Source organism: Micromonospora sp. NPDC005161 (assembly GCF_053599855.1).
In genome coordinates this window covers 19,740-42,375 of the sequence record NZ_JBSFYQ010000051.1, presented here as the reverse complement: position 1 = coordinate 42,375, position 22,636 = coordinate 19,740, and the positions used below count along the sequence as shown (strand labels likewise).

General features: G+C 72.2%; 20 protein-coding genes and 1 pseudogene. 6 read left to right on the top strand and 15 right to left on the bottom strand.

What is annotated here, in order from left to right; all coding sequences use genetic code 11:
• Positions 1-107: 107 nt before the first annotated feature.
• On the bottom strand, positions 108-764 hold the full coding sequence (locus ACWD5O_RS32140; RefSeq protein ID WP_387330342.1) for a DedA family protein: 657 nt from the start codon (positions 762-764) through the stop codon (positions 108-110).
• 190 nt (positions 765-954) lie between these two features.
• Between ACWD5O_RS32140 and ACWD5O_RS32135 the strand changes: the two genes are divergently transcribed.
• Both ACWD5O_RS32135 and ACWD5O_RS32130 read left to right on the top strand, forming a co-directional pair.
• Positions 955-3,807 carry an aconitate hydratase gene (locus ACWD5O_RS32135; RefSeq protein WP_450087605.1) on the top strand — a complete coding sequence of 951 codons (2,853 nt, stop codon included), beginning with the start codon at positions 955-957 and terminating at the stop codon, positions 3,805-3,807.
• A 106-nt stretch (positions 3,808-3,913) separates the two neighbouring features.
• Positions 3,914-5,005, top strand: a complete 1,092-nt coding sequence (locus tag ACWD5O_RS32130; protein WP_450087604.1) for a winged helix DNA-binding domain-containing protein — start codon at positions 3,914-3,916, stop codon at positions 5,003-5,005.
• Positions 5,006-5,061: 56 nt separating this feature from the next.
• Here the strand turns inward: ACWD5O_RS32130 and ACWD5O_RS32125 are convergent, their stop codons facing one another.
• The 10 genes and pseudogenes from ACWD5O_RS32125 to ACWD5O_RS32080 form a co-directional block, all read right to left on the bottom strand.
• Positions 5,062-5,607: a GNAT family N-acetyltransferase gene (locus ACWD5O_RS32125; RefSeq protein ID WP_354968119.1), complete on the bottom strand. Its 546-nt coding sequence runs from the start codon at positions 5,605-5,607 to the stop codon at positions 5,062-5,064.
• Positions 5,608-5,685: 78 nt separating this feature from the next.
• Positions 5,686-6,913, bottom strand: a pseudogene (locus ACWD5O_RS32120) (RNA polymerase sigma factor).
• A 58-nt stretch (positions 6,914-6,971) separates the two neighbouring features.
• Positions 6,972-7,307 carry a YciI family protein gene (locus tag ACWD5O_RS32115; protein ID WP_450087603.1) on the bottom strand — a complete coding sequence of 112 codons (336 nt, stop codon included), beginning with the start codon at positions 7,305-7,307 and terminating at the stop codon, positions 6,972-6,974.
• 94 nt (positions 7,308-7,401) lie between these two features.
• Entirely contained in the window at positions 7,402-8,013 is a 612-nt protein-coding gene (locus tag ACWD5O_RS32110) for a GTP-binding protein (protein ID WP_089019891.1), read from the bottom strand.
• Positions 7,994-8,380: a DUF742 domain-containing protein gene (locus ACWD5O_RS32105; protein WP_450087602.1), complete on the bottom strand. Its 387-nt coding sequence runs from the start codon at positions 8,378-8,380 to the stop codon at positions 7,994-7,996. The genes ACWD5O_RS32110 and ACWD5O_RS32105 overlap by 20 nt, the downstream gene beginning before the upstream one ends.
• Positions 8,381-8,385: 5 nt before the next feature.
• Positions 8,386-8,808 (bottom strand): roadblock/LC7 domain-containing protein, encoded by a 423-nt coding sequence (locus ACWD5O_RS32100; protein ID WP_354968122.1) that lies wholly within the window; start codon positions 8,806-8,808, stop codon positions 8,386-8,388.
• A 90-nt stretch (positions 8,809-8,898) separates the two neighbouring features.
• Positions 8,899-11,502: a sensor histidine kinase gene (locus ACWD5O_RS32095; RefSeq protein WP_450087601.1), complete on the bottom strand. Its 2,604-nt coding sequence runs from the start codon at positions 11,500-11,502 to the stop codon at positions 8,899-8,901.
• 109 nt (positions 11,503-11,611) lie between these two features.
• Positions 11,612-13,231 (bottom strand): prenyltransferase/squalene oxidase repeat-containing protein, encoded by a 1,620-nt coding sequence (locus ACWD5O_RS32090; protein WP_354968124.1) that lies wholly within the window; start codon positions 13,229-13,231, stop codon positions 11,612-11,614.
• Positions 13,228-14,139 (bottom strand): terpene synthase family protein, encoded by a 912-nt coding sequence (locus ACWD5O_RS32085; protein ID WP_354968125.1) that lies wholly within the window; start codon positions 14,137-14,139, stop codon positions 13,228-13,230. The genes ACWD5O_RS32090 and ACWD5O_RS32085 overlap by 4 nt, the downstream gene beginning before the upstream one ends.
• On the bottom strand, positions 14,136-15,521 hold the full coding sequence (locus ACWD5O_RS32080) for a cytochrome P450 (protein WP_450087600.1): 1,386 nt from the start codon (positions 15,519-15,521) through the stop codon (positions 14,136-14,138). The genes ACWD5O_RS32085 and ACWD5O_RS32080 overlap by 4 nt, the downstream gene beginning before the upstream one ends.
• Before the next feature lie 388 nt (positions 15,522-15,909).
• Here ACWD5O_RS32080 and ACWD5O_RS32075 point away from each other — a divergent pair, with 388 nt between their 5' ends.
• A complete protein-coding gene (locus ACWD5O_RS32075; protein ID WP_328418721.1) occupies positions 15,910-16,158 on the top strand; it encodes a DUF2630 family protein in 249 nt (82 codons plus the stop codon).
• 48 nt (positions 16,159-16,206) lie between these two features.
• Here ACWD5O_RS32075 and ACWD5O_RS32070 read toward each other — a convergent pair whose 3' ends face one another.
• The 3 genes from ACWD5O_RS32070 to ACWD5O_RS32060 all read right to left on the bottom strand — a co-directional run bounded on the left by ACWD5O_RS32070 (position 16,207) and on the right by ACWD5O_RS32060 (position 18,912).
• Positions 16,207-17,139, bottom strand: a complete 933-nt coding sequence (locus ACWD5O_RS32070; protein WP_354968127.1) for a serine protein kinase RIO — start codon at positions 17,137-17,139, stop codon at positions 16,207-16,209.
• A gap of 205 nt (positions 17,140-17,344) precedes the next feature.
• Positions 17,345-17,989 (bottom strand): HAD family hydrolase, encoded by a 645-nt coding sequence (locus ACWD5O_RS32065; protein ID WP_450005444.1) that lies wholly within the window; start codon positions 17,987-17,989, stop codon positions 17,345-17,347.
• 65 nt (positions 17,990-18,054) lie between these two features.
• Positions 18,055-18,912 (bottom strand): carbon-nitrogen hydrolase family protein, encoded by an 858-nt coding sequence (locus ACWD5O_RS32060; RefSeq protein WP_450087599.1) that lies wholly within the window; start codon positions 18,910-18,912, stop codon positions 18,055-18,057.
• Between the two features lie 89 nt (positions 18,913-19,001).
• On the opposite strand from ACWD5O_RS32060, the gene ACWD5O_RS32055 reads away from it, so the two are divergent.
• From ACWD5O_RS32055 to ACWD5O_RS32045, 3 genes are all read left to right on the top strand, one after another.
• On the top strand, positions 19,002-19,574 hold the full coding sequence (locus ACWD5O_RS32055) for a TetR/AcrR family transcriptional regulator (protein ID WP_354968130.1): 573 nt from the start codon (positions 19,002-19,004) through the stop codon (positions 19,572-19,574).
• A 104-nt stretch (positions 19,575-19,678) separates the two neighbouring features.
• Positions 19,679-20,611, top strand: coding sequence for a TIGR04222 domain-containing membrane protein (locus ACWD5O_RS32050; RefSeq protein WP_450087598.1), 933 nt, complete (start codon positions 19,679-19,681; stop codon positions 20,609-20,611).
• Positions 20,608-21,426 carry a DUF692 domain-containing protein gene (locus tag ACWD5O_RS32045; RefSeq protein ID WP_354968132.1) on the top strand — a complete coding sequence of 273 codons (819 nt, stop codon included), beginning with the start codon at positions 20,608-20,610 and terminating at the stop codon, positions 21,424-21,426. The genes ACWD5O_RS32050 and ACWD5O_RS32045 overlap by 4 nt, the downstream gene beginning before the upstream one ends.
• On the opposite strand, the gene ACWD5O_RS32040 is transcribed toward ACWD5O_RS32045, so the two are convergent.
• Positions 21,423-22,613, bottom strand: a complete 1,191-nt coding sequence (locus ACWD5O_RS32040) for an RNA-guided endonuclease InsQ/TnpB family protein (protein WP_450087607.1) — start codon at positions 22,611-22,613, stop codon at positions 21,423-21,425. The two genes, ACWD5O_RS32045 and ACWD5O_RS32040, sit on opposite strands and share 4 nt — an antisense overlap.
• Between the last annotated feature and the right edge of the window lie 23 nt (positions 22,614-22,636).

The window sequence follows — 22,636 nt, the reverse complement described above, 5'->3', positions numbered from 1 at the left end:
CTCGCCGACTGGATCGCCACCCGCGGCTACGCCACCAGCTGACCCAACCACCAACAACGACAAGGGCCGGACCCCAACCAGGGTCCGGCCCTTTCGTCGCGCCCGGGTCAGTGTTCGCTGCCCGCGCGGATCGGCTCGGCGTCCGGGGTCGGTTCGGTCGCCTCGAACCGGTGGGCCCGTCGGCGCAGCCACCACGTGCTGGCGAGACCGGCGAGCACCGCGAGGGCCAGCCCGGCCCAGGAGATGTCCTTGAGCCAGTGCTCGGCCGCGCGGCCCACGGTGAAGAGCAGGTAGGTGGTGCCGAACGCCCAGACCAGGCCACCGGCCGCGTTGGCCAGCAGGAACCGCCGGTACGGCACGTGCAGTGCCCCGGCGAGCGGCCCGGCCAGGATCCGCAGCAGTGCCACGAACCGGCCGAAGAAGACCGCCCAGACCCCGTACCGGGCGAAGCTCTGTTCGGCGCGGGCGAGCTGTGCGGGGCCGAGATGTCGGGGGAAGCGCCGGCCCAGCCGGGCCAGCAGCGGACGGCCACCCCGGCGGCCCACCGCATACCCGACGGAGTCTCCGATGATCGCTCCGGCGGCAGCGGCGGTGGCGACCCACTCCGGTTCCACCACACCGGTGGCGGCGAGCAGGGCGGAGCTGACCAGGACGATCTCGCCGGGCAGTGGGACACCCATGCTCTCCACGCCGATGACCCCGCCGACGAGCAGGTAGACCGCGATCGGCGGCAGCGACACGAGCCAGTGCTGAACGTCGAACACCGTCGACCCCCTCCCCGTCCGGCCTCGAACCCTACCGTCGGCCGGTCGCTCGGACCCGACGTCGGGTTGCGCAACTAGCAAGACGGACGTACGGTTTTGTTGAGAGCGGAATCGGCGGTAAGTGTCACCTAACCTCGGCGGCACCCTGGCCGGTGCGACACACTGCTCAGGACTACTCACGGTCGCTGGTGTGAAGGAGTACGACGTGGCGAGCCTCGACACCTTCGGTGCGAAGACCCAGCTACGCGTCGGAGACGCGAGCTACGAGATTTTCAGGATCGACAAGGTGGACGGCCACGACCGGCTGCCGTACAGCCTGAAGATCCTGCTGGAGAACCTGCTGCGGACCGAGGACGGCGCGAACATCACCGCCGACCACATCCGCCAGCTCGGCGGGTGGGACTCCACCGCCGCCCCGAGCGTGGAGATCCAGTTCACCCCGGCGCGGGTGCTGATGCAGGACTTCACCGGCGTGCCCTGCGTGGTCGACCTGGCCACCATGCGCGAGGCGGTGCGCGACCTGGGCGGCGACGCCACCAAGGTCAACCCCCTCGCCCCGGCCGAGCTGGTCATCGACCACTCCGTCATCGCCGACCTGTTCGGCCGCGAGGACGCCTTCGAGCGCAACGTCGAGCTGGAGTACGAGCGCAACAAGGAGCGCTACCAGTTCCTGCGCTGGGGCCAGACCGCGTTCAACGAGTTCAAGGTCGTCCCGCCGGGCACCGGCATCGTGCACCAGGTCAACATCGAGTACCTGGCCCGCACCATCATGGAGCGCAACGGCCAGGCGTACCCCGACACGGTGGTCGGCACCGACTCGCACACCACGATGGTCAACGGCCTGGGCGTGCTCGGCTGGGGCGTCGGCGGCATCGAGGCCGAGGCCGCGATGCTCGGTCAGCCGGTCAGCATGCTGATCCCCCGCGTGGTGGGCTTCAAGCTGCACGGCGAGATGCCGGCCGGCACCACCGCCACCGACCTGGTGCTGACCATCACCGAGATGCTGCGCAAGCACGGCGTGGTTGGCAAGTTCGTCGAGTTCTACGGCCCCGGCGTCAGCGCCGTGCCGCTGGCCAACCGCGCCACCATCGGCAACATGTCCCCCGAGTACGGCTCCACCGTGGCGATCTTCCCGATCGACGCCGAGACGGTCCGCTACCTGAAGCTGACCGGTCGCGACGAGCAGCAGGTCGCGCTCGTCGAGGCGTACGCCAAGGAGCAGGGCCTCTGGCACGACCCGGACGCGGAGCCGGAGTACTCCGAGCGCCTGGAGCTCGACCTGAGCACCATCGAGCCTTCGCTGGCCGGCCCGAAGCGCCCGCAGGACCGGGTGCCGCTGGGCAGCGCCAAGACGCTGTTCCGCTCGGCGCTGACCGACTACGTCGCCGACGACTCCGTCGGTGAGCGTGACCTCAAGCCGGGCGTGCCCCGTGAGGAACTGCCGCGCGGTGCCAACGGCCCGGCCGACGAGGCCAGCGCCGAGTCCTTCCCGGCCAGCGACCCGCCGGCCAACGAGTTCAGCGACCCGGCCGACGAGCCGCGCGACTTGGAGACCGCGGCCGTCGGCTCCGGCGGTCGGGCCACCGACCCGATCCGGGTCACCGGCGCCGACGGCGTCGAGTACGAGTTGGACCACGGCGCCGTCGTGATCGCCGCGATCACCTCCTGCACCAACACCTCCAACCCCCAGGTGATGATCGGCGCCGCACTGCTGGCCCGCAACGCGGTCGAGAAGGGCCTGACCCGCAAGCCGTGGGTCAAGACCACCCTGGCGCCCGGTTCCAAGGTCGTCATGGACTACTACGAGCGGGCCGGCCTCACTCCGTACCTGGACAAGCTCGGCTTCAACCTGGTCGGGTACGGCTGCACCACCTGCATCGGCAACTCGGGCCCGCTGCCCGAGGAGGTCTCGGCGGCGGTCAACGAGAAGGACCTCGCCGTCGTCTCGGTGCTCTCCGGCAACCGCAACTTCGAGGGCCGGATCAACCCGGACGTCAAGATGAACTACCTGGCGTCCCCGCCTCTCGTGGTCGCGTACGCGCTCGCCGGCACGATGGACATCGACCTGGCCAACGAGCCGATCGGCGAGGACAGCGACGGCAACCCGGTCTTCCTGCGTGAGATCTGGCCGAACAGCGCCGAGATCCAGGACGTCATCGCCCAGGCGATCGGCGCCACCGGGTTCAGCGCCGCGTACGCCGACGTCTTCGCCGGCGACGAGCGCTGGCAGTCGCTGCCCACCCCGACCGGCGACACCTTCGCCTGGGCGGGCGACTCCACCTACGTGCGCAAGCCCCCGTACTTCGAGGGCATGCAGCAGGAGCCGAGCCCGGTCACCGACATCGCCGACGCCCGGGTGCTGGCCAAGCTGGGTGACTCGGTGACCACCGACCACATCTCGCCGGCCGGCTCGATCAAGGCCGACTCCCCCGCCGGTCACTACCTCGCCGAGCACGGCGTGCCGCGGCACGAGTTCAACTCGTACGGCTCCCGCCGGGGCAACCACGAGGTGATGATCCGGGGCACCTTCGCCAACATCCGGCTGCGCAACCAGCTGGTCCCCGGGGTGGAGGGCGGCTTCACCGTCAACCACCTCACCGGCGAGCAGACCTCGATCTACGACGCCTCGGTCGCCTATCAGGAGGCCGGCATCCCGCTGGTCGTGCTGGCCGGCAAGGAGTACGGCTCGGGCTCGTCGCGGGACTGGGCGGCCAAGGGCACGATGCTGCTGGGCGTCCGGGCGGTCATCGCCGAGTCCTACGAGCGGATTCACCGCTCCAACCTGATCGGCATGGGCGTGCTGCCGCTGCAGTTCCCGGTGGACACCACCGCCGAGTCGCTCGGCCTCACCGGCACCGAGACGTTCACCTTCACCGGGGTGACCGCGCTCAACGACGGCGAGACCCCGCGCACGGTGAAGGTCACCACCGACACCGGCGTCGAGTTCGACGCGGTGGTCCGGATCGACACCCCGGGCGAGGCGGACTACTACCGGCACGGCGGCATCCTGCAGTACGTGCTGCGCCGCATGATCGCCAACTGACGTACCGCGTCCACCAGGGCCTCTTCCCGCCTCGGCGGGGAGGGGCCCTGCGGCGTCCTGGCCGGCCATGCTGCCCGTTGTCGGGGTGACCCCCTATGGTGTCGGGGTGGTCGACCGGCGTCAGGTGATGAGGTTCCGCGTCCAGGCACAGCAGCTCGCCCGGGCGCACGGCACGCTGGCGGACACCGCCGTGCTCGACGCCGGCGTGCAGGACACCGGCCCCGACGGCGGCGGCTGGGCGCTGGCGCTGCGCGGGGTCGACCGGGCGGCGTCGTCCGGGGCCGACCTGGTGCTGCTGTGGACCGTGCGCGGCGCGCCCCACCTCTACCGCCGCGCTGACGCGGGGGAGGTGGCGTCCGCGGTCGCACCCTGGTCCGACGCCGACGCGGGCAAGCGCATCTACGACGCCGCCAAGCCGTTGAGGGCGGCCGGCATCGCCAACCTGGAGGCTCTCGACACAGTGGCCGCCGAGCTGCGGGCCACCGTCACCGAGCCGATGGTCAAGGGCGACGTGTCGGGCCGCCTGAGCGCGGTGCTGCCCGGGCCGTACCTGCGGTTCTGCCGCCCCTGCGACGCCACGCACATCTTCGAGATGCCGTTGCGGCTGGCCGCGGTGCGCGCCGGGTTGGAATTGCAGCGCGACACGTCGCCGCCGGTGCTGCGGCGCATCCCCGGGTTCCGTGCGGCGGCCGGCGCGGGCGACCGGTTCGACCTCGTGCGCGCGTACCTGCGGCTGCTGGGTCCGGCCACCCCCGGCCACGTGGCCACCTACCTCGATGCCCCGGTCCGGGAAGTCAAGGCACGATGGCCCGAGGACGTGATCGAGGTGACGGTCGACGGCGAGAGGCGCTCGCTCCTGGCCGCCGACGAGCAGTCGCTGGCGTCGGCCGCAGCGGCGGTGACCCGCCTGCTCGGTCCCTTCGACCTCTTCCTTCAGGCCAGAGACCGGGCGACGCTGGTGCCCGATGCCGCGCGCGCCAAGGAGCTGTGGCCGGTGCTGGGTCGCCCCGGCGCCGTCCTGGTCGACGGTGAGCTGGTCGGCACCTGGCGGCCCCGCAAGTCGGGCGCCAGGATGACAGTCGCCGTCCAGCCCTGGCAGAAGCTGCCCGAGAGCAGGCGCAGGGCCGTCATCGAGCAGGCCGAGCGCCTCGCGGCGCACCGCGCCGCCACTCTCGCCGGCGTCGAGTTCCTGGACTGACGACGGACCGGACGCGTCGCGAGCGGCGCGGCCAGTTGCAGCCCACGGACGCAGCGTCATCCACCTGCGCGAGGATCACCCACCTCGGTCGCCGCTTCCGCGTCCGGCTCCTGCCGGGTCGACGTGCGGAGGTTCTTGCGCATCTGCTGGGTCGTCACCCGGTACCCCGACGAGTCGTACAGGTTGAGCGCCGTCGTGTTGTATCCGAACACGTTGAGTTCGAGAGCGTGGGCGCCCTCCTCGCGAGCCGTCCGCTCGGCGGCCGTGAGCAGTGCCCGCCCCAGACCCTGCCCGCGGCGCTCGGCGACCACCTCGATGTCGTAGAGGTAGGCGCAGTGCGCGACGCCGCGCGGATGCGTCAGCCCGATCCACAGGCGTCCGACCGGTGTGCCGTCGGCCAGCACGCCGAGCAGGAAGATCATGCCGGGCGTGGCCATCCCCTGTGGCAGCAGGGCTCTGTTGGCTTCCTCGGAGCGGCGCAGAGCCTCGTCGGCCGTCCAGGTGCCGGCCTCGACGTGGTCCTGCGCGTAGGCGGCGACGACGTCGGTCTGCCACCGGTCGAATTCCGCGCGGGACATCGGCCGCACATTCAGGTCGATCATGCGCGGGATCCTCTCACGAATCCCCTCTGCGAGGAGGACCTGCCGATCCCGCCGGCCCGGGGTGCGCGTACCACCCGGCTACGAGGCGAGGTCGGCGGCACGGTCGAGCAGGGCGCGGCGCTCGGCGGCGGATGTCACCTCGGCCGCGGCCCTCCGGAACAGGGTGGCGGCGCGGACCCGGTCGCCCTGCCGGGCCACCAAGTCCGCCTCCACCGCGACGGCGAGCGGGTAGCCGTCCAACGCGCCCCCGGCGCGGGCCGCGCCGAGCAGCGCCAACCCGGCCGCCGGCCCGTACGCGTAGCCGTGCGCCACGGCCCGGTTCAACCCGACCACCGGCGAGGGCCGATCGCCGGCCAGGCTGTCGTAGGCCCGGGCGATCGCCGGCCAGTCGGTGGCCTCGGCGGACGCGGCGGTGGCGTGGCAGGGCCGCGATCCGGGCCTGCCACGCGTACGGCCCGTCGTGGTGTACCCGCGCCAGCGCATCCAGTCCCTCGGTGATGGCGGCCCGGTCCCACCGGCCGCGGTCCTGCCGCTCCAGGGTCAGCAGGTAGCCGGCGGCGTCGCGGCGGGCGTCGGCGCGCGAGTGCTGGAACAGGAACAACGCGAGCAGGGCGGCCACCTCGGACTGCCCCGGCATCAGCCGGTCGAGCAGCCGGGCCAGCCGGATCGCCTCGTCGGCGAAGGCCGGTTCGCCGTCGGCGACGTAGCCGCGGGTGAAGAGCAGGTACAGCACGGCCAGCACACCGGGCAGCCGTTCGGCGAGCGCCGGCCCGGCCGGCACCCGGTACGGGATGCCGGCCTCCTTGATCCGGGTCCGGGCCCGGGTCAACCGCCGGGTCATCGTCGACTCGGTGACCAGGAAGAGCCGGGCGATGTCGGCGGTCGACACCCCGCAGACGGTACGCAGCGTCAACGCCACCCGCGCCTCCGGCGCCAGCGCCGGGTGGCAGCAGGTGAAGATCAGCCGTAGTCGGTCGTCCACCACGTCCTCCCACGCCCCGGGCGCGGGCTCCGCGTCCGCCGGCGCGAGCACCGCCAGGTCGTGCAGCTTGCGGCGCTCCACGGCGGCCCGGCGCAGCACGTCGATCGCCCGGTTGCGGGCCACCGTCATCAGCCAGCCGCCCGGGTTGGCCGGCACGCCGTCACCGGGCCAGCGCTCCAGGGCGACGGTCAGCGCCTCCTGGGCGCAGTCCTCTGCCAACGCCCAGTCCCCGGTCACCCGGATCAGGGTCGCGACGATCCGTGGGTACGCCTCGGCGCCGGCGGCCGCGACGGCCTCCGCCGCCGCAGCCGCACCCGTGCCGATCGCCCGGCCGGCGCTTTCGTGCCGCTCACCGGCCGGCGTTTCGGTGCGGGTCACCCGATCAGCCGGGCAGGCCCACGAAGGGGCGCAGTTCCAGTCGTCCGTGCCGGGCCATCGGGTGGGCCCGCGCCACCTCGATCGCCTCGTCAAGGTCGGCGCAGTCGAGCAGGTCGAAGCCCACGATCACCTCCGTGGTCTCGGCGAACGGCCCGTCGGAGATGAGCAGTTCGCCGCCGCGCACCCGGACCGTGGTGGCCGCGGTGCTCGGCGCCAGCGCGTCGCCCTGGAGACGGCGGCCACGGGCGTCGTTCTCGGCCACCCACGCGTGGATGTCGGGTACGTCGGTCGGGTCGGTGTCCGGCTCGGCGTCGGTGCAGACAAACATCATGTACTTCATCTGGCGCTCCCTGGTGTGTCCGGGTATCGCCAGCATGACGATCGGCCGCGGCCGTTCCGGACACCGGGTGCCGGAAAACCTCGCGGGTTGTCGGTCAGTTCGCGCCGGCGGCGCGGCGTCGGGCCTCCCGGGTCTTCATGGCGTGCTCCATCAACGTGACGAGCACCTCCTTGCTGGACGCGCGCTGACGGGCGTCGCAGAGCAGCACCGGGACCCCCGGGTCCAGGTTCAGCGCGGACTGCACCTCGTCGAGCCGATACTGCCGGGCCCCCTCGAAGCAGTTCACCGCGACCACGAACGGGGTGCCCCGGCCCTCGAAGTAGTCGATCGACGGGAAGCAGTCGGCCAGCCGGCGGGTGTCCGCCAGCACCACCGCGCCGATCGCGCCCAGCGCCAGCTCGTCCCAGACGAACCAGAACCGGTCCTGCCCCGGCGTGCCGAACAGGTAGAGCACCAGGTCGTCACTGATGGTGATCCGACCGAAGTCCATCGCCACGGTGGTGGTGGTCTTCTCCTCCACCCCGGACAGGTCGTCGATGCCGACCCCGGACTCGGTCAGCACCTCCTCGGTGCGCAACGGCCGGGTCTCGCTCACCGCGCCAACCATGGTGGTCTTGCCGACGCCGAAGCCACCGGCGACCAGGATCTTGATCGCGGTGGGCAGTGGGGTCGCTCCCGCCGGCCGGTCAGAGTGCCCGTAGTCCATTGATTACCGCCTCGAAGATGCTGTTGTCGGGAAGACCGGCCGTGGTCTGTGGTTCGCGGACCTGCACCAGGCTGCGGGCCGCCAGGTCGCCGAGGAGCACCCGGATGGTGCCCACCGGCAGGTCGAGATGGGCGGCGATCTCGGCGACGGACTGTATTCGTTGGCACAGTCCGACGATCGCCAGGTGCTCCGGACCGAGGCCGACCTCCGGTGTGACGTCGCCTCGGGTCGCGGTGACCAGGGAGATCAGGTCGAACGTGCCGGTGACCGGGCGGGCGCGCCCGCGCGTCACCGCGTACGGGCGGACCACCGGGCCCGCATGGTCATCCACCCACTGATGGTCCGCGGACTCTCCCTGCACCCTCATGGCCGCTACTTCTCGCCGGCCGGCTGGTCGGCGCCGCGGGATGGGGAGGCAACGTACTTGCCGACCCTGGTGACCAGCATCGCCATCTCGTAGGCGATCAGGCCGACATCGGTGTCCTCGCTGGCCAGCACCGCCAGGCAGGCGTTGCGCCCGGCCGCGGTGACGAACAGGAACGACGATTGCATCTCGATGATGGTCTGCTGCACCTGCCCGCCACCGAAGCGCTTGCCGGCGCCCCGGGCCAGGCTCTGGATGCCGGCCGCCATCGCCGCGAGGTGCTCACCGTCGTCCCGGCTCAGCCCCTGCGAGGAGGCCATCAACAGCCCGTCGGTGGAGAGCGCGACCGCATGCTCGGCCTGCTTCACCCGGCCCACAAGATCATCCAGCAACCACGTCAGGTCGGCACTCGAAGCCGTCTTCTGGGCCACTCGTCGTCCTCTTCTCCCCCGGCTGTTGTCGCCGTGCTCGTCTGGGGCTGACCATCACGCCGCGCGGAAACCCGCATTGCCGGCGTCCGATCAGGTGGTGCGCGGGTCCTCGTCGGTCGGCTCGGACGTCTCCGCTGGCGGGGCGCCGGAAGCGCCGTCGAGCAGTCGTGCCGCGTCGGTCCGACCTCGCCGCGTGCCGCTCTGGTAGGAGCTCATCATCCGGCGCACCTGCTCGGGCGGGCGCGCCACGTCCTCCTCGTCGGTCTCCGTCGCCGCCGGGTCGTCGCGCAGCTCGGGCACGATGCTCGCCTGCCGGACCCGCACCGGCAGGCCCGAGTCCGTCCGGTCCGCCTCGGCCTGGGCGGGCAGTGGCCCGCCGTCCGCGCCCGGCTCGCCGACGCTGGTGCTGTCCGCTGGTCCGGCACGGTCGAAGGCGGGCAGGCCGGTGGGCACCGTCGGGCCCTCCAGGGCCGGCTGGCCCAGCGTGCGCCGGGCCCGGCTGGGCAGCTCCGACAACCCGGTAGCGGGCGTCGTCCGCTGGCGGGTGGGCAGAGCGGCGTCCACATCGGTCGCGTCGGTCTGCGCCGTCGGGCTGGTGGTGTCGGTCGTCGCCGGCGCGTCGGCCGGAACCGCCGCCGGGGCGGTCGGGGTCACCAGATCCGGTACGTCCGGCGCCGTCGTACCCGCTGCCGCCGGTGGCGCGGCCAGCGCGAGGAGGCTCGGGCGACCGCTGTCGGCGGGACCTCCGGTCGACGACGGGGCCAGCGGGATGGCCGGTGACCCGGCCCGCATCGCGCCGGAGTCCTCCGGGGCAGCGCCGTTCTCGGTGACCAGCTCCAGTGGGATCAGCACGACGGCGGTGGTGCCGCCGTACGCCGACTCCTTGAGCCGGACCCGCACGCCGTGCCGCTCGGTCAGCCGGCTCACCACGTAGAGGCCGAGGCGGGCGGCGTTGGCGAGGTTCAGCTCGGACTGGTCGACGATCCGGTGGTTCGCCGCGGCCAGGTCCTCCTCGCTCATGCCGAGGCCCCGGTCCTCGATCTCGATGGCGAACCCGTTGGCCACCAGTTGGCCACGAACCTCCACCGTGGTGTGCGGCGGGGAGAACGACAGGCCGTTCTCGATCAGCTCGGCGAGCAGGTGGATGATGTCGCCGACCGCGCGGCCGGCCAGCGAGACCGGCCCGAGCGGCAGCACGTTGACCCGGGTGTAGTCCTCCACCTCGGCCACCGCGCCGCGCACCACGTCGACCATCGGCACGTTGCGCCGCCAGGCCCGGCCCGGGGTGGAGCCGGAGAGCACGATCAGGTTTTCCGCGTTGCGCCGCATCCGGGTGGCCAGGTGGTCGACCCGGAACAGGTCCTCGAGTTCCTCCGCGTCCTGTTCGCGCCGCTCCATCGCGTCCAGCAGGGTGAGCTGGCGGTGCACCAGCGCCTGGGTACGCCGGGCCAGGCTGAGGAAGACCTCGCGGACGTTGCGGCGCAGGTCGGCCTGCTCGACGGCGGTGCGCAAAGCGGTCTCCTGGACCGCGTTGAACGCCTTGCCGACCTGGCCGATCTCGTCGGTGCCGAACTCCAGGGGTGGCGCCTCGGTGGCCACGTCGACCTCCTCGCCGCGACCGAGCCGTTCGACCACGCTGGGCAGCCGCTCGTTGGCCAGGCGGAAGGCCGCGCCACGCAACCGTTCCAGCTGCCGTACCAGGGAGCGGGCGGTGGTGATGGACACGACGATCGAGGCGATGACGGCGAGCAGACCGAGGCCGGTGGCCAGCGCCAACCGGACGACGACGCCGATGGCGACCGGGGTCGCCCGGTCGACCACGCCGTCGCCACCGGCCAGCACGACGTCACTGATCTCGGTCAGCGCCGGAGCAATGGTGTCGGTCCACTCCGTCGCGGTCACGGCCGGCCGGCCGGCACCACCGCCCTGCATCACCTGGGTCTCCAGGGCGGTCAGCCGGCTGAAGGTGTCGCCCGTCGACATCGTCTCGTAGCGGCGCTGGTCGGTGCCGGGGAGCCGGACCAGTGCCGAGGCGGCGACGAACTGTCGGGCGCCGACGATCCGGGTGAACTCCGCCCGCTCGGCCGTAGTGATGCGCCCGGCGGCCAGCACGCCGGCCAGCAGCGCGTCCTCCTGGGACAGCAGCTCCCGGGACCGGTTGAGGCCGATCAGCGCGGCGGTGTCCTCGGCGACCTGCTCGTCGTCGAGGTTGCCGAGCGCGTCGTACACCCGGTAGATCGACTCGATCACTCCGGTGAAGGTCGCGATGGCCCCGGCCCGGTCGATGCTCCGGTCGTCGACCGCCGTACGGGTCTTGTCCAGGTCGTTCAGCCCGGTGATGAGAGCCTTGATCCGCTGGTCGAGGGTGTCGCTGCCCAGCGCGTCGACCTGCCAGTTCTCGGTGGACTTCGTAAACTTCGCCGCCAACTGGTCGGTGCGCTGCCGCATCTGCGCCAGCGTGGCGCGCTGCGCGTCGTCGGGTCGACCGAGGTAGGTCAGCGACGTCCGACGCTCCAACTGCAACTGCAACAGCAGCGGCTCGGTGGGATCGAAGACCTTCGTGTCCAGGGTCTGCACGCCGAGCAGGTTGACCCCGTCCCGGACGGTGACCCAGGCCGTAAAGCCCCAGAGCGCCACGAGTGAGACCAGTAGAGCAACGACCTTGGTACGCAGATTCGTACTGCGGGAACCCATTACACCGTCCCTGGCGCGACCTGTGTGATTGATCAGTCAGAAGTGCGGAGTGCACGCATCGACCCGGCGCACGCTAGCAGCGTCCGGGGCCGCGCTCAAGCGCTGCTGATCATGAGACCACCGTACGTGGCCGGAGCGGGGCCCTGTCCATCTCGTTGACCAGGTCGGATCTGGTCAGGGCCAAGTGCCGGACCGCGAGAATGGCCGCACGGACGATCAGCACAGGTGTGTAGAGATCTTTGTCATGCCACAATGGAGGATGATCGTGGTGATCGTCTACCTCGGTCAGGTGACGCAACCCGCGACCGATCGCCTCCCGTACGCCCGGCCGGGCCGGTCGATGGACCCCCAGCAGCACGTGCAGGGCGTACGCGGTCTCCTCCACGGTGCCCGCCCAGCGTCCCCACGCCCCGTCCGCCCGTTGGGTGGCGACCAACCAGTCGACGGCGCGATCCACCGCCGATCCGGCGATCCCGGCCGGGGCGTACCGGTCGAGGGCTGCCACGACGCACGAGGTGGCGTAGTAGGGCGAAGCGTGCCAGCGGTCCACCCAGGAGCCGTCGGGCTGCTGCTCGTCGCCCAGCCACCCGGCCAGCGCCGCCGCACGGCCGCCGTAGCGGCTCGCGGCCGCCGACGTGTGACGGGCGTGCCAGCCGAGCGCCTCCAGCACGTGCGCGTTCGTGGTGACCGACCGCCCGTCCTCCCCCCGCCAGGTGCAGAAGTGGCTGCCGAGGTCGAAGTGGAGCAGGCTCGCCGGATCCACCGGGTGACCGAGGCGGGCGAGAGCATAGAGAGCGACCGAGGTGGTGTCCGCGTCGGCCGGTAGTCCTGGCCCGGTCGGCGTGCCATGCGGCCCGAGCGCGGCGGCCAACTCGGCGATGAGCTTCGGCGCGGGCCGGACCGGCACCCCCACTCGGGCCAGACTGCTCAGCGCCCAAGCCCGCTCGAACACCGTGATCGGCGTACAGCAGGGCACCGGTCCGTCGAGGAGACCGACAGCCGCCCCCAGGTAGGCCAGCGCCTCCGGGTCCGCGCCGGGCGTCGCCGGGTCGCCGATCCAGGCGGCGGTGGCCGCCGGCGAGGCACCGACGGCCCCGGCGACCGGGGACACGCCGCCGTGCCGGCGCGCGACCGGTCCGAGCACCTCGAAGGCGTGCAGCAGCTTCTGCGGCACCGGATGTCCGGCGCCCACCAGCGCGTGTACCGCGTCGAGCCGCCGTCGGTCCACGCCGGGCAGGGCGCGGACCCCGTCGACAAACCCCCGACCGGGGCGTGCGGCAAAGAAGGTGAGGTGGTCGTTGATCCGCTGCACCAGGGCCGCCACGATGAGGTCGGCCGCCGGCGTGTCTGGGAGCGGCGTGCCCCTTCCGAGCCAGTCGGCGAGCACGCCCAGCCCGCGGCTCGCCGCGGCGGCCAGCTCGGGCCGAGAGGAGCCCTGGGTGCCCCGCAGTGTGCCGAGCAGCGCCTCCACCGCGCTCACCGTCGGCACCACGGCGTAGCCGCTGGCGCCACCCCACCCGCCATCGGAACGCTGTTCGCCCAGCAGATACCGCAGCCGCCGGTCATGCCCGGTGAGCCACGGCGCGTCCGCGACGACCCGGCCGGTCTCGTACACCGACGGGGTGACCCGGCCCGCAGGCTCGAGCACCATGGCGGCGAGCAACTCCCGGGCCGATGCGGCCACGTCGGACTCGTCCCCGGCATCGGCGGCGGCTGGTGAGGTGGTCACAGCACGCCCCAGAAGTCGGTCGACCGGTAGAAGCCGGTGCTGAAGCCGATCTGGCGGGCGAGGTAGTCGGCCTGCACCGGGCAGCTTGTGCGCAGCGGGTCGAGCAGCTCGCGGGCGTACGCCACCAGGCCGGTGATCTGGCGCTCGATGTCGGCCCGCTCCGGCACCAACATCAACGCGTTGAGGTCGCCCCACCGCTGGTCGCGTTCGTAGGTCGCGAGGTCGTTGACGAGTCGGAGGATCCGCTGCACCTGGTCACTGGCCGCGACGAGCGCGTCGAGGTGGGTCAGCGTCGCGGGATCGCCGGAGTGGATCCAGTGCACGACGTTGACCACCGTGCAGGCCAGGTTCGCCGCGTTGGCCAGGTACTCGTCCAGGGTGGGCAGCACGCCGGTGCTGGCGGTCTGCTTCCAGTCCCACTCTCGCGCCATGGCGTCGAGCATCGTCCGCAACTCGTTCCGCCATACCGCCCCGTGGGTCGCGTACGCCGGCACGGCGGCCAGTTCGTCGTGCAATTCGGCGAGAAAACGGCCGAGAGAGTCGTCCTCCGCCGGTTTCCCGCCCTCCGCCACGGCGAGGCAGCCCGCCGCCAATCGGTCGATCTCGTCACGGGTACGCGCCTCGTGGTCGACGAGCCAGTCGACCGCGAAGCCCCACAGCACGGCCCGGTTCGTGACGCGCAACTGGGCAAGGTCACACCAGGGCGCCCCGAATGCGATCGCCATCGCGACGTTGCCGAACAGCGCCGGGTCGAACGGTCGCGCCGGGAAGAGATCGGGGTACGCCGCAGCACGTTCGGCCAGGTCACGTTGGCCCTTTGCGGCGAGGGCACAGATCCGGCCCTGCTCCGCGGCCAGCGCCATCTGGTCGCCACCGGTACCCGGCAGCGACGCGAGCCCAGCGGTCATGCGGAGACACTCCGTACCGGCTGTAGGGTCACCTCGACACGCTCGAGGGGCCGCAGCGCGGCGGCCACCTTGATACCGGGCAGAGCCTGCCGCTCCAGGCGGAACCGGAACCGGCTCAGGACGGTGGCCACGATCAGCATCGCCTCCAGGTAGAACAGATGCATGCCGATGCACTGGTGTGGGCCGCCGCCGAACGGGAAGTGCGCGTACCGGTGCCGGTTGCGGACCTGCTCGGGGTCGAAGCGGTCGGGGTCGAAGACCTCGGGCCGGTCCCAGAACGCGGACATCCGGTGGGTGATCAGCGGGCTGACCACGAGAGTGGCGCCGGCCTCGATGCGTACGCCGCCGATCACGTCGGCTTCCAAGGCGCGGCGCGGGAAGAGCCAGCCGATCGGATAGAGTCGCAGCAGTTCGTCGAGCACCTGCCGGGTGTAACGCAGCTCGCGCAGGTGCTCGCGCCGGACCGGCGCGTCGCCGACCACCCGGTCGATCTCCTCGTACAGTCGCTCGGCGATCTGTTCGTCCTGAGCGATGTGCGGCCAGAGCCAGGTCAGTACGCTGATCGTGGTCTCGGTGGTGGTGGCGACCATGGAGACGGTGTCGTCACGGACCTGCCGCTCGTCGAGCCGGCCGCCAGCCTCCGTGCGGCCCCGCCACAGCGTGGCGATGATGTCGTCGCCATCGGTCTCGGCCGTTCCCCGGGCGGCGCGGACGATCGGGAGCACAGTGTCGTCGATGAGTCGAACTGCCCGACGGAACGCGCGGTCGCCGGGCATCGGCATGGCCAACGGCGCCCACGGCACCACCAGCCGCGGCATCACCGACCAGGCGATCGCGTCCTGCGCCTCCATGATGCGCATCGCCTGCGGCACCGAGATCTTGTCGGCGAAGAAGACCCGCATGATCGCCGAGCAGACGATCCGGGCCTGCACGGTGCCCATGTCGACGGGTTGGCCGGCGCGGGCCGGCTCGTCCAGTTCGTCGACCACTTCCTCGATCGCCTCGGCCAGCCGGTCGACCAGCGAGTCGACCCGCCGAGCGGTGAACAGCGGCTGGAGCACGTGGCGGCTGTTCTTCCAGTAATCGCCGTCACTGAGGATGCCGTCGCCGAACAACCGCTTCAGCGGACGCCACTGGAGACCGTCGCCGGCGCGGACGTAGTTGTCGGACTTCTCGCGCAGAACCCGCTGCAGGTGCTCCGGTCGCGTTATCAGGTAGGGCCGGAACGCGCCGAGGCTGAGCTTTACCACCTCGCCCTGCGACCGCTCGCCCAACTCGACCAGGGTGCGGGCCGGATCGCGGAACAGATTGGGCACCACATGGCGCAGCGGGACCGAGCCCGCCCGTCGCGGCTGAACCGGCACTGTCCGAGGTGCTGCCACGAGAACCGACACTCCCTTGTGGATGCTCTGCGTCGCGGAACGACTATGCGGAGTTAGGTGTTCGTGGAGCATGCCATCGCTCGGTCACCTTTCTCTAGGCGCAGTACGTGAAATTTTCATGCGCAAGGATCGCGCCTCCGCAGGATTCAATCCGCGGGAAGTGCGCGTGCCACAGATCCCGCAGGTAGCGGTGGTCGCGACGACCAGCCGGCATCCGAGGCGCTCGATAGTGACGAACATCACTCACTCGCCGCCCCTCGAGCGGGCCTGCCCAGGGACGCGCCGGCTCGGCCCGGGACCGCGTCACTCGTCACCCGCGCCATGCGCGCCGACCCGGCGGAACGACCGAATCCGGGCGACACCCGGCACCCTGTGCCAGGCTCTTGTCATGGACGACAAGACCATCCTGAACCGGATCTCCGAACTGGTCGACGAGGAACACAAGCTGCGTGCGGCGGCTCAGGCCCACGAGTCGGGCACCGAAGGCGAGGCCAGCGAGCGGCTGCGCAACCTGGAGGAGTCCCTCGACCAGTGCTGGGACCTGCTGCGCCGCCGGCGGGCCGCCCGGCAGACCCACGGCGACCCGGATTCCCAGGGCGAACGCCCCAAGCCCGAGGTGGAGCGCTACCTGCAGTGACCGGCGCGGAGGGTCGGGCGGCCGGTGGGGCCGCCCGACCCGTCCCGGTCAGCGAACGCCCGCCTCACGCAGCAGCTCCCCGGTCAGCGCGGCGGGATCGACCTGCTCGGCGGCCAACCCCCGGGCCACGAACCAGGTGCCGACCACGCGCACGTCCCGGGCCAGGAACTCGGGCCCCTGCGGGTTCGCCACCACGTCGACCACCTGCGGCAGGTCGATCACGACCAGCCGGCCGTCGTGCACGAGCAGGTTGTACGGCGACAGGTCGCCGTGCGCGTAGCCGGCCCGGGCCAGCACCCGCAGCGCCTCCACCAGCTGGCCCCACAGGTCGCGGAGCTCGGCCGGACCGGGCCGCAGCTGGGCCAGCCGGGGCGCGGCCTGCCCCGACTCGGCGTCGCCGACGAACTCCAACATCAACTCGGTGCCCCGCAGCTGCACCGGGTACGGCACGGCGATCCGGTCGTGGCCGGCGCCGATCTCCCAGAGCCGGGCCAGGGCGGTGAACTCGGCCGCTGCCCACTGCCCGGCGATCATCTGCCGGCCGAAGGCCGTCCGGCCGGCCATCGCCCGGTTCTCGCGGGACCGGCGCACCCGCCGGCCCTCCAGGTAGCCGGCGTCCCGATGGAACAGCCGGTGCTCGGCGTCCCGGTAGCGCTTGACCGCCAGCAGGCAGGACCGGTCCGTGTCGGGCACCGCCCGACGGACCAGGTGCACGTCCGCCTCCTTGCCGGTCTTGAGAACACCCAGCTCGGTGTCCTTGGCGGCCAGCTCGGTGACCAGCCAGTCCGGGTACGGCTGCGGGCCGTGCACGGCGTCGTCCCAGGTCGACCAGTGGTCGCCGGTGTCCGGGTCAGGTTCGCCGTCCGGGTCGGCGGGCGGCTCAGTGGGCCGCCCGCGCTTCAGAAACTGCGGCTCGTCGTCGTCGAAACGACTCTTGCCGCGGGTCCGGCGCTCCAGCGCCGGAAGGTCATGATCGCGCACTGTGGTGAGGTTCCCTTGGTCGAGGCTGATGAAGGCAGCTGGAAGCGACCTGCGAAGACGGCCATGACCGACCCCCTCTCCTCGACCGGGCGCACGCCCGGGTGCACGATGCGTCGACCATGCTCGCCGTCGCCACGGCAGCCGGTCAACCGAATTACCGAAACCCCACCGCGAGCGGCACGGGCGGCGACGCGCGGGCGGCCCGTCAGCCGCCGAGCACGATGGCGACCGCGGCGATCAGCCCGTCCACGGATCGGCTCGGCGCGAACCGGGTGTCCGACCAGGTACGCCCCCGGTGCAGCCAGACGCTGGGCAGTCCGACCGCGGCGGCGCCGCCGATGTCCGCCTCCGGGCCGTCGCCGATCACCCAGGCGCCGCGCAGCGGCATCCGGACCCGCTGCGCGGCGAGCGCGAAGATCCGCGGGTTCGGCTTACTGACCCCGGCCTCCTCGGAAATCACCCAGTCGGCGACGTAGCGGTCCAGGCCGGTCTGGCGGATCTTGGCGTCCTCCACGCGTACCGTGCCGTTGCAGACCACCACCGGCACCCAGCCGGCGTCGTCGGCGATCCGCAGGGCGCATGCGGTCAGCGGATCGAGCCGGGTCTGCGCCACCACCCCGTCGTGCAGCTCCTCCACCAGATCGATCGAGGGAATGCGCAGCTCGTAGCGGTCCCGGATGGCGTCGGCCAGATCCCAGCGGTCGGTCAACCCGTCGGCGTCGATCGAGACCAGCCAGTCGATGTCGGCGGGGGGCGCTCCGATGCCGTCCAGGAAGCGCACACCCCAGCGGCGGAACGGCCCAGCCCGATCCAACAGGGTGTTGTCCAGGTCCAGCAGGAGCAGTGGCACTCGGGCACCCTACGGGACCGACGTGTCCGCCAACAGGGCCGGCGGGTGTCGACCTGACGGTGGGCTCAACCGGACATCGACACCCGCTGGCCGCCCTGGTCCGGCAGTCGATCGGCGAGCATCGAATGGGCCGCGCGGGTGGCGGCGAGCGTGGCCGGATCCAGCGTGGCCACCAGCACCGCCGTGCCCTCGTCGGCGCCCCGGGCCAACGCCCGCCCCTGCGGGTCGTAGATCGCCGCGCCTCCGTTGAAGCGCCACGGGTCGACGCCCCCGACCGCGTTGGCGAAGACCACGAACATCGTGTTGTCCAGAGCGCGCGCGGCGTAGTACAGGTCCCGGCGGTGCTCGGAGCCGGCCAGGTAGCCGCTGGGGCACAGGTAACCGTGCGCGCCGTCGAGGGCAGCGGCGCGGCCGTGCTCGGGGAAGCAGCCGTCGTAGCAGATGCCCAGCCCGAGCCGCCAGTCGTCGACGAGCAGCGTGGCGCCCCGCCCACCGGGGCTGAAGAGGTCGCGTTCACCGCCCCACAGCTGCTGCTTGTCGTACCCGACGCGGACCACACCGGCCCGGTCGACCACCAGCGCGGCGATGGTCCGCCGGCCGTCCGCGTGCCGGGCCGCGGCGCCGACGACGACGGTGACGCCGGCCTCGCGCGCCGCCGCGCGCAGCGGATCGAGCCGGGGGTCGGCGACCGCCCCGGCCGCATCGACCGTGACGTCGGTGCCGGCCGGATCGGCGGCGAGGGTCGGCGGGTGGTACGCGCAGAGGTACAGCTCCGGCAGGACGGCCACCCGGGCGCCCTGCCCACCGGCCCGGCGGACCAAATCGGCGGCGGCGACCGCGTTGCCGGCGACGTCGCCGGGAGTCGGCGTGGCCTGGACGGTGGCGACGGTCAGCGGGGCAGCGGGGGTGCGGGGCGGGGTCACCGGGCGATGGTAGCGGTGCCGACTCGGGGCGATACACCAAGCCGTACGTACGGTTTGCGTGACGCGGGGTGACCTGCGACGATCGACGCGTGCCCAGAGTAAGCCAGGACCAGCTCGACGCGCGCCGGCAGGAAATCCTCGCCGCCGCGCGGGCTTGTTTCGCCCGGCACGGTTACGAGGGGGCGACCGTACGCCGCCTCGAGGAGGCCACTCGGCTCTCCCGGGGTGCCATCTTCCACCACTTCCGGGACAAGGACTCCCTCTTCCTCGCCGTCGCCGAGGACGACGCCGCGGCGATGGTCGAGACGGTGGCCCGCAACGGTCTGGTGCAGGTGATGCGCGACCTGCTGGCCGGCGCCGTGTCACCCGACACCACCGGCTGGCTCGGCAGCCAGCTGGAGGTCTCCCGCCGGCTGCGCACCGACCCGGCGTTCGCCCGGCGCTGGGCGGAGCGGTCCGCGGCGATCGCCGAGGCGACCCGGGACCGGCTGGCCCGCCAGCGCGACGCCGGGGTGCTGCGCGAGGACGTGCCGATCGACGTGCTGGCCCAGTTCCTCGAGCTGGCCTACGACGGCCTGGTTTTGCACCTGGCGATGGGCCGACCGGCCGGCGACCTGGGCCCCGTGCTCGACCTGGTCGAGGAGGCGGTCCGCCGCCGCTGAGCGGACCGCCGCCGCTGAGCGTCCAGCCCGGACGCCGGGTCCCCGACCGTGGCGGCGCTGCTCCACAATGAGGCCGCCGATCCCTCCGGCGACAGGAGCAGCCAATGACCGACCTCGCCGCGTCGGGCGACACCTGGGGCATCCCCGGCCCGACCTTCCTCCGGCTCTACCTCGTGGCGACCGCCGTGATGGTCGCGCTCGCGGTGTGGCACCGGTTCCGCCGGCCGGCCAGCGCCTCGGTCAGCGTGTCGGAGCCGCTCAGTCCGCAGCAGGCCGCGTACCTCAACGGCGGTCCCCGCCTCGCCGTGCACGCCGCGGTCGGCGGCCTGCGCGGCGCTGGCGCGATCGGCGTCGGCCCGAACCGCCGGCTGCTCACCACCGGCCCGGCGCCGACCGGGCTCACCCCACTGGACCAGGCGGTGCACTGGGCCGCCCACCAGCGCGCCCGAGCCGGCGACCTGCCTGGGGACCAACGGGTCCGCACCGCGCTCGACCAGCTCCGCGCCGGTCTCGAACAGCGTGGACTGCTGCTGAGCCACGAGCGGCGCGCCGCAGCCCGGCACTGGACCCTGGGCCTCGTCGGCCTGCTGGCCATCGGCGGATACCGGCTCTTCGCCGGGCTCTCCAACGGACGCCCGGTCGGCTACCTGCTGCTCGCCATGGTCGCGGTGCTGGCGGCGGCGCTGGTGCTGTGGCGGGTGCCGAACCTTACCCGGGCCGGTCGGGCCGCACTGCGCGACCTGCGACGCCAGCACGCCCACCTGTCCCCCGCCTCGTCCCCCGCGTTCGCCACCTACGGTGCGGCGGGCGCGGCGATGGGCGTGGCGTTGTACGGCACCGTGTCGCTGTGGGCCCTCGACCCGGGCTTCGCCGAGCAGGCCGAGATCCAGCGCCAGGCGGCGGCGTCCAGCAGCGGCTGGTCGTCGGGCTCCAGCGGCGGCACGTCGGGCGACGGCGGGGGCAGCTCGTGCAATGGTGGCAGCTCGTGCGGCGGTGGCGGTGGCGGTGGATGCGGCGGCGGGGGGTGCGGCGGATGACCGGTCCGTACGGCGTCGGCATCGGCTGGCGCCCGGAGATCGCCGGCTTCGTGGCCGAGCTGCCCGGCCTGCGCTTCGTCGAGGTGGTGGCCGAGTCGGTGTCCGCGACCGGGCCACTGCCACCGGGCCTGGCGCAGTTGCGCGAGCGCGCGGTGACCGTCGTACCGCACGGGGTGCGGCTCTCCCTCGGCGGCGCTGAGCCGGTCGATCCGGCCCGGGTCGCCCACCTGGCCGCGGTGGCGCAGCGGGTCGACGCCCCGCTGGTCAGCGAGCACATCGCCTTCGTCCGGGCCGGCGGCCTGGAGGCCGGGCACCTGCTGCCGCTGCCGCGCAGCCGGGAGGCGGTCGACGCGGTCTGCGCCAACGTCGCCCGTGCACAGGCCGACCTGCCGGTGCCCATCGCGCTGGAGCCGATCGCCGCACTGGTCGACTGGCCCGACGACGAGCTGGACGAGGCGGACTTCCTCACCGAGATCCTGGACCGGACCGGGGCGCTGCTGCTGCTGGACGTGGCGAACGTGTACGCCAACGCCCGCAACCGGGGCACCGACCCGCTGGCTCTGCTGGATCGGCTGCCGCTGGACCGGGTCGGATACGTGCATGTGGCCGGGGGCGCGGAGCGTGGCGGCTTTTACCACGACACGCACACCGACCCGGTGCCGCCGGCGGTGCTGGAGCTGGTCGGCGCGCTCTGCGCCCGGCGACGACCGCCGGCGCTGCTGCTGGAGCGCGACGGTGACTACCCGCCCGCGGCCCGGCTCCGCACCGAGCTGGACGCCCTGTCCGCCGCCGCGAGCTTCCCGGTCGTGACTTAACGCTTCCCCAAGGATGAATCCGGGGGATTTCCGGCTCGGACCGCATTCGACCCCTCATCCCGTAGGGAGGTGATCGCATGTCTCACGTCGTCAGCACCGGCACGGTCGCGCTCTACCGTGGCGAGGATCGTCCTTGCGGCGTTGAGGTCACGGCAGGCGGTGAAACCGCAGGCCGCGCACTCGAACACTCTGACATTCAACCCGATGCGCTGCTTGGCTCTCGCCGCGCACGAGGAACACGTCATGGTCGTGTAGGCGGGCGGAACCAGCACCACCTTCCGGCCCGCCCGCATGCCCTGCTGGATCAGTTCCCGCTTGGCCGCGCCGATCGCGGCGTCAGCGGCCTTACGTGCCATCGTGGACCTGGCCAGGAACGTCGGTTTGAAATCCTCCACGGCGATCACCTGATGGTGGTCGACGATCCGTTTCGCCCACTGCCGGGAGTCGTGGCTGTTCTGCCGGGCGGATTTCTTGTGCAGCTTCGCCGCCGCACGCTTGGCCCTGCGGTAGCCGTTGGACTGTCCATGCCCGTTGGGTCGGCGGCGACGGGACATCTTTCGCTGCGCTTTGGCCAGTTCGGCGGCGCACCGCTTGCGATGCCCGAGGTGCGGCAGGTCGAATCGGGCGTCGGTGGTTGTGGCGGTGGTCTTCACACCCCAGTCAATACCGATCGCCCCGGACACCGCGGGCGTGGCGGCCACCTCGCGGCGCACGACGAACGACGCGTACCAGTGCCCGAGGCTGTCTTGGTAGACGCGCACGCTGGTCGGCGGGGACGGCAGATCCCGCGACCACACGACGGGCACGAGGATGCCACCGGCAAGACGCAGCCGCCCGTCGGCGACGGTGAAGCCACGCAGGGTGTATTCCATGCTGGGCAGCGACCGTTTGCGGGTTTTCACCGTCGGCCGCCCACGGCCTTTCACGGTGAACGAGTGGCGCAGCGCGCCGGCGTAGGTGCGCAGCGCTTGTTGCTGGACGACTTGCGAGCCGTCACGCAACCACACGTTTCGGGCACGGGCTTCGGTGAGCATCTTGGACAGGCCGCCGAAGGTGGGCTTCGCACCGATCTTCTGCTGGTGCACAGCCTCGTTCCACAGGAATCGGCAGCGACCCCATTCGGCGAGCAGTGCGGCCGTCGCGGTCGCGCCGGGGCGCAGCCGGTAGGTGTAGCGCACTGTCTCCATCACAACAATCACTATAAAGCACA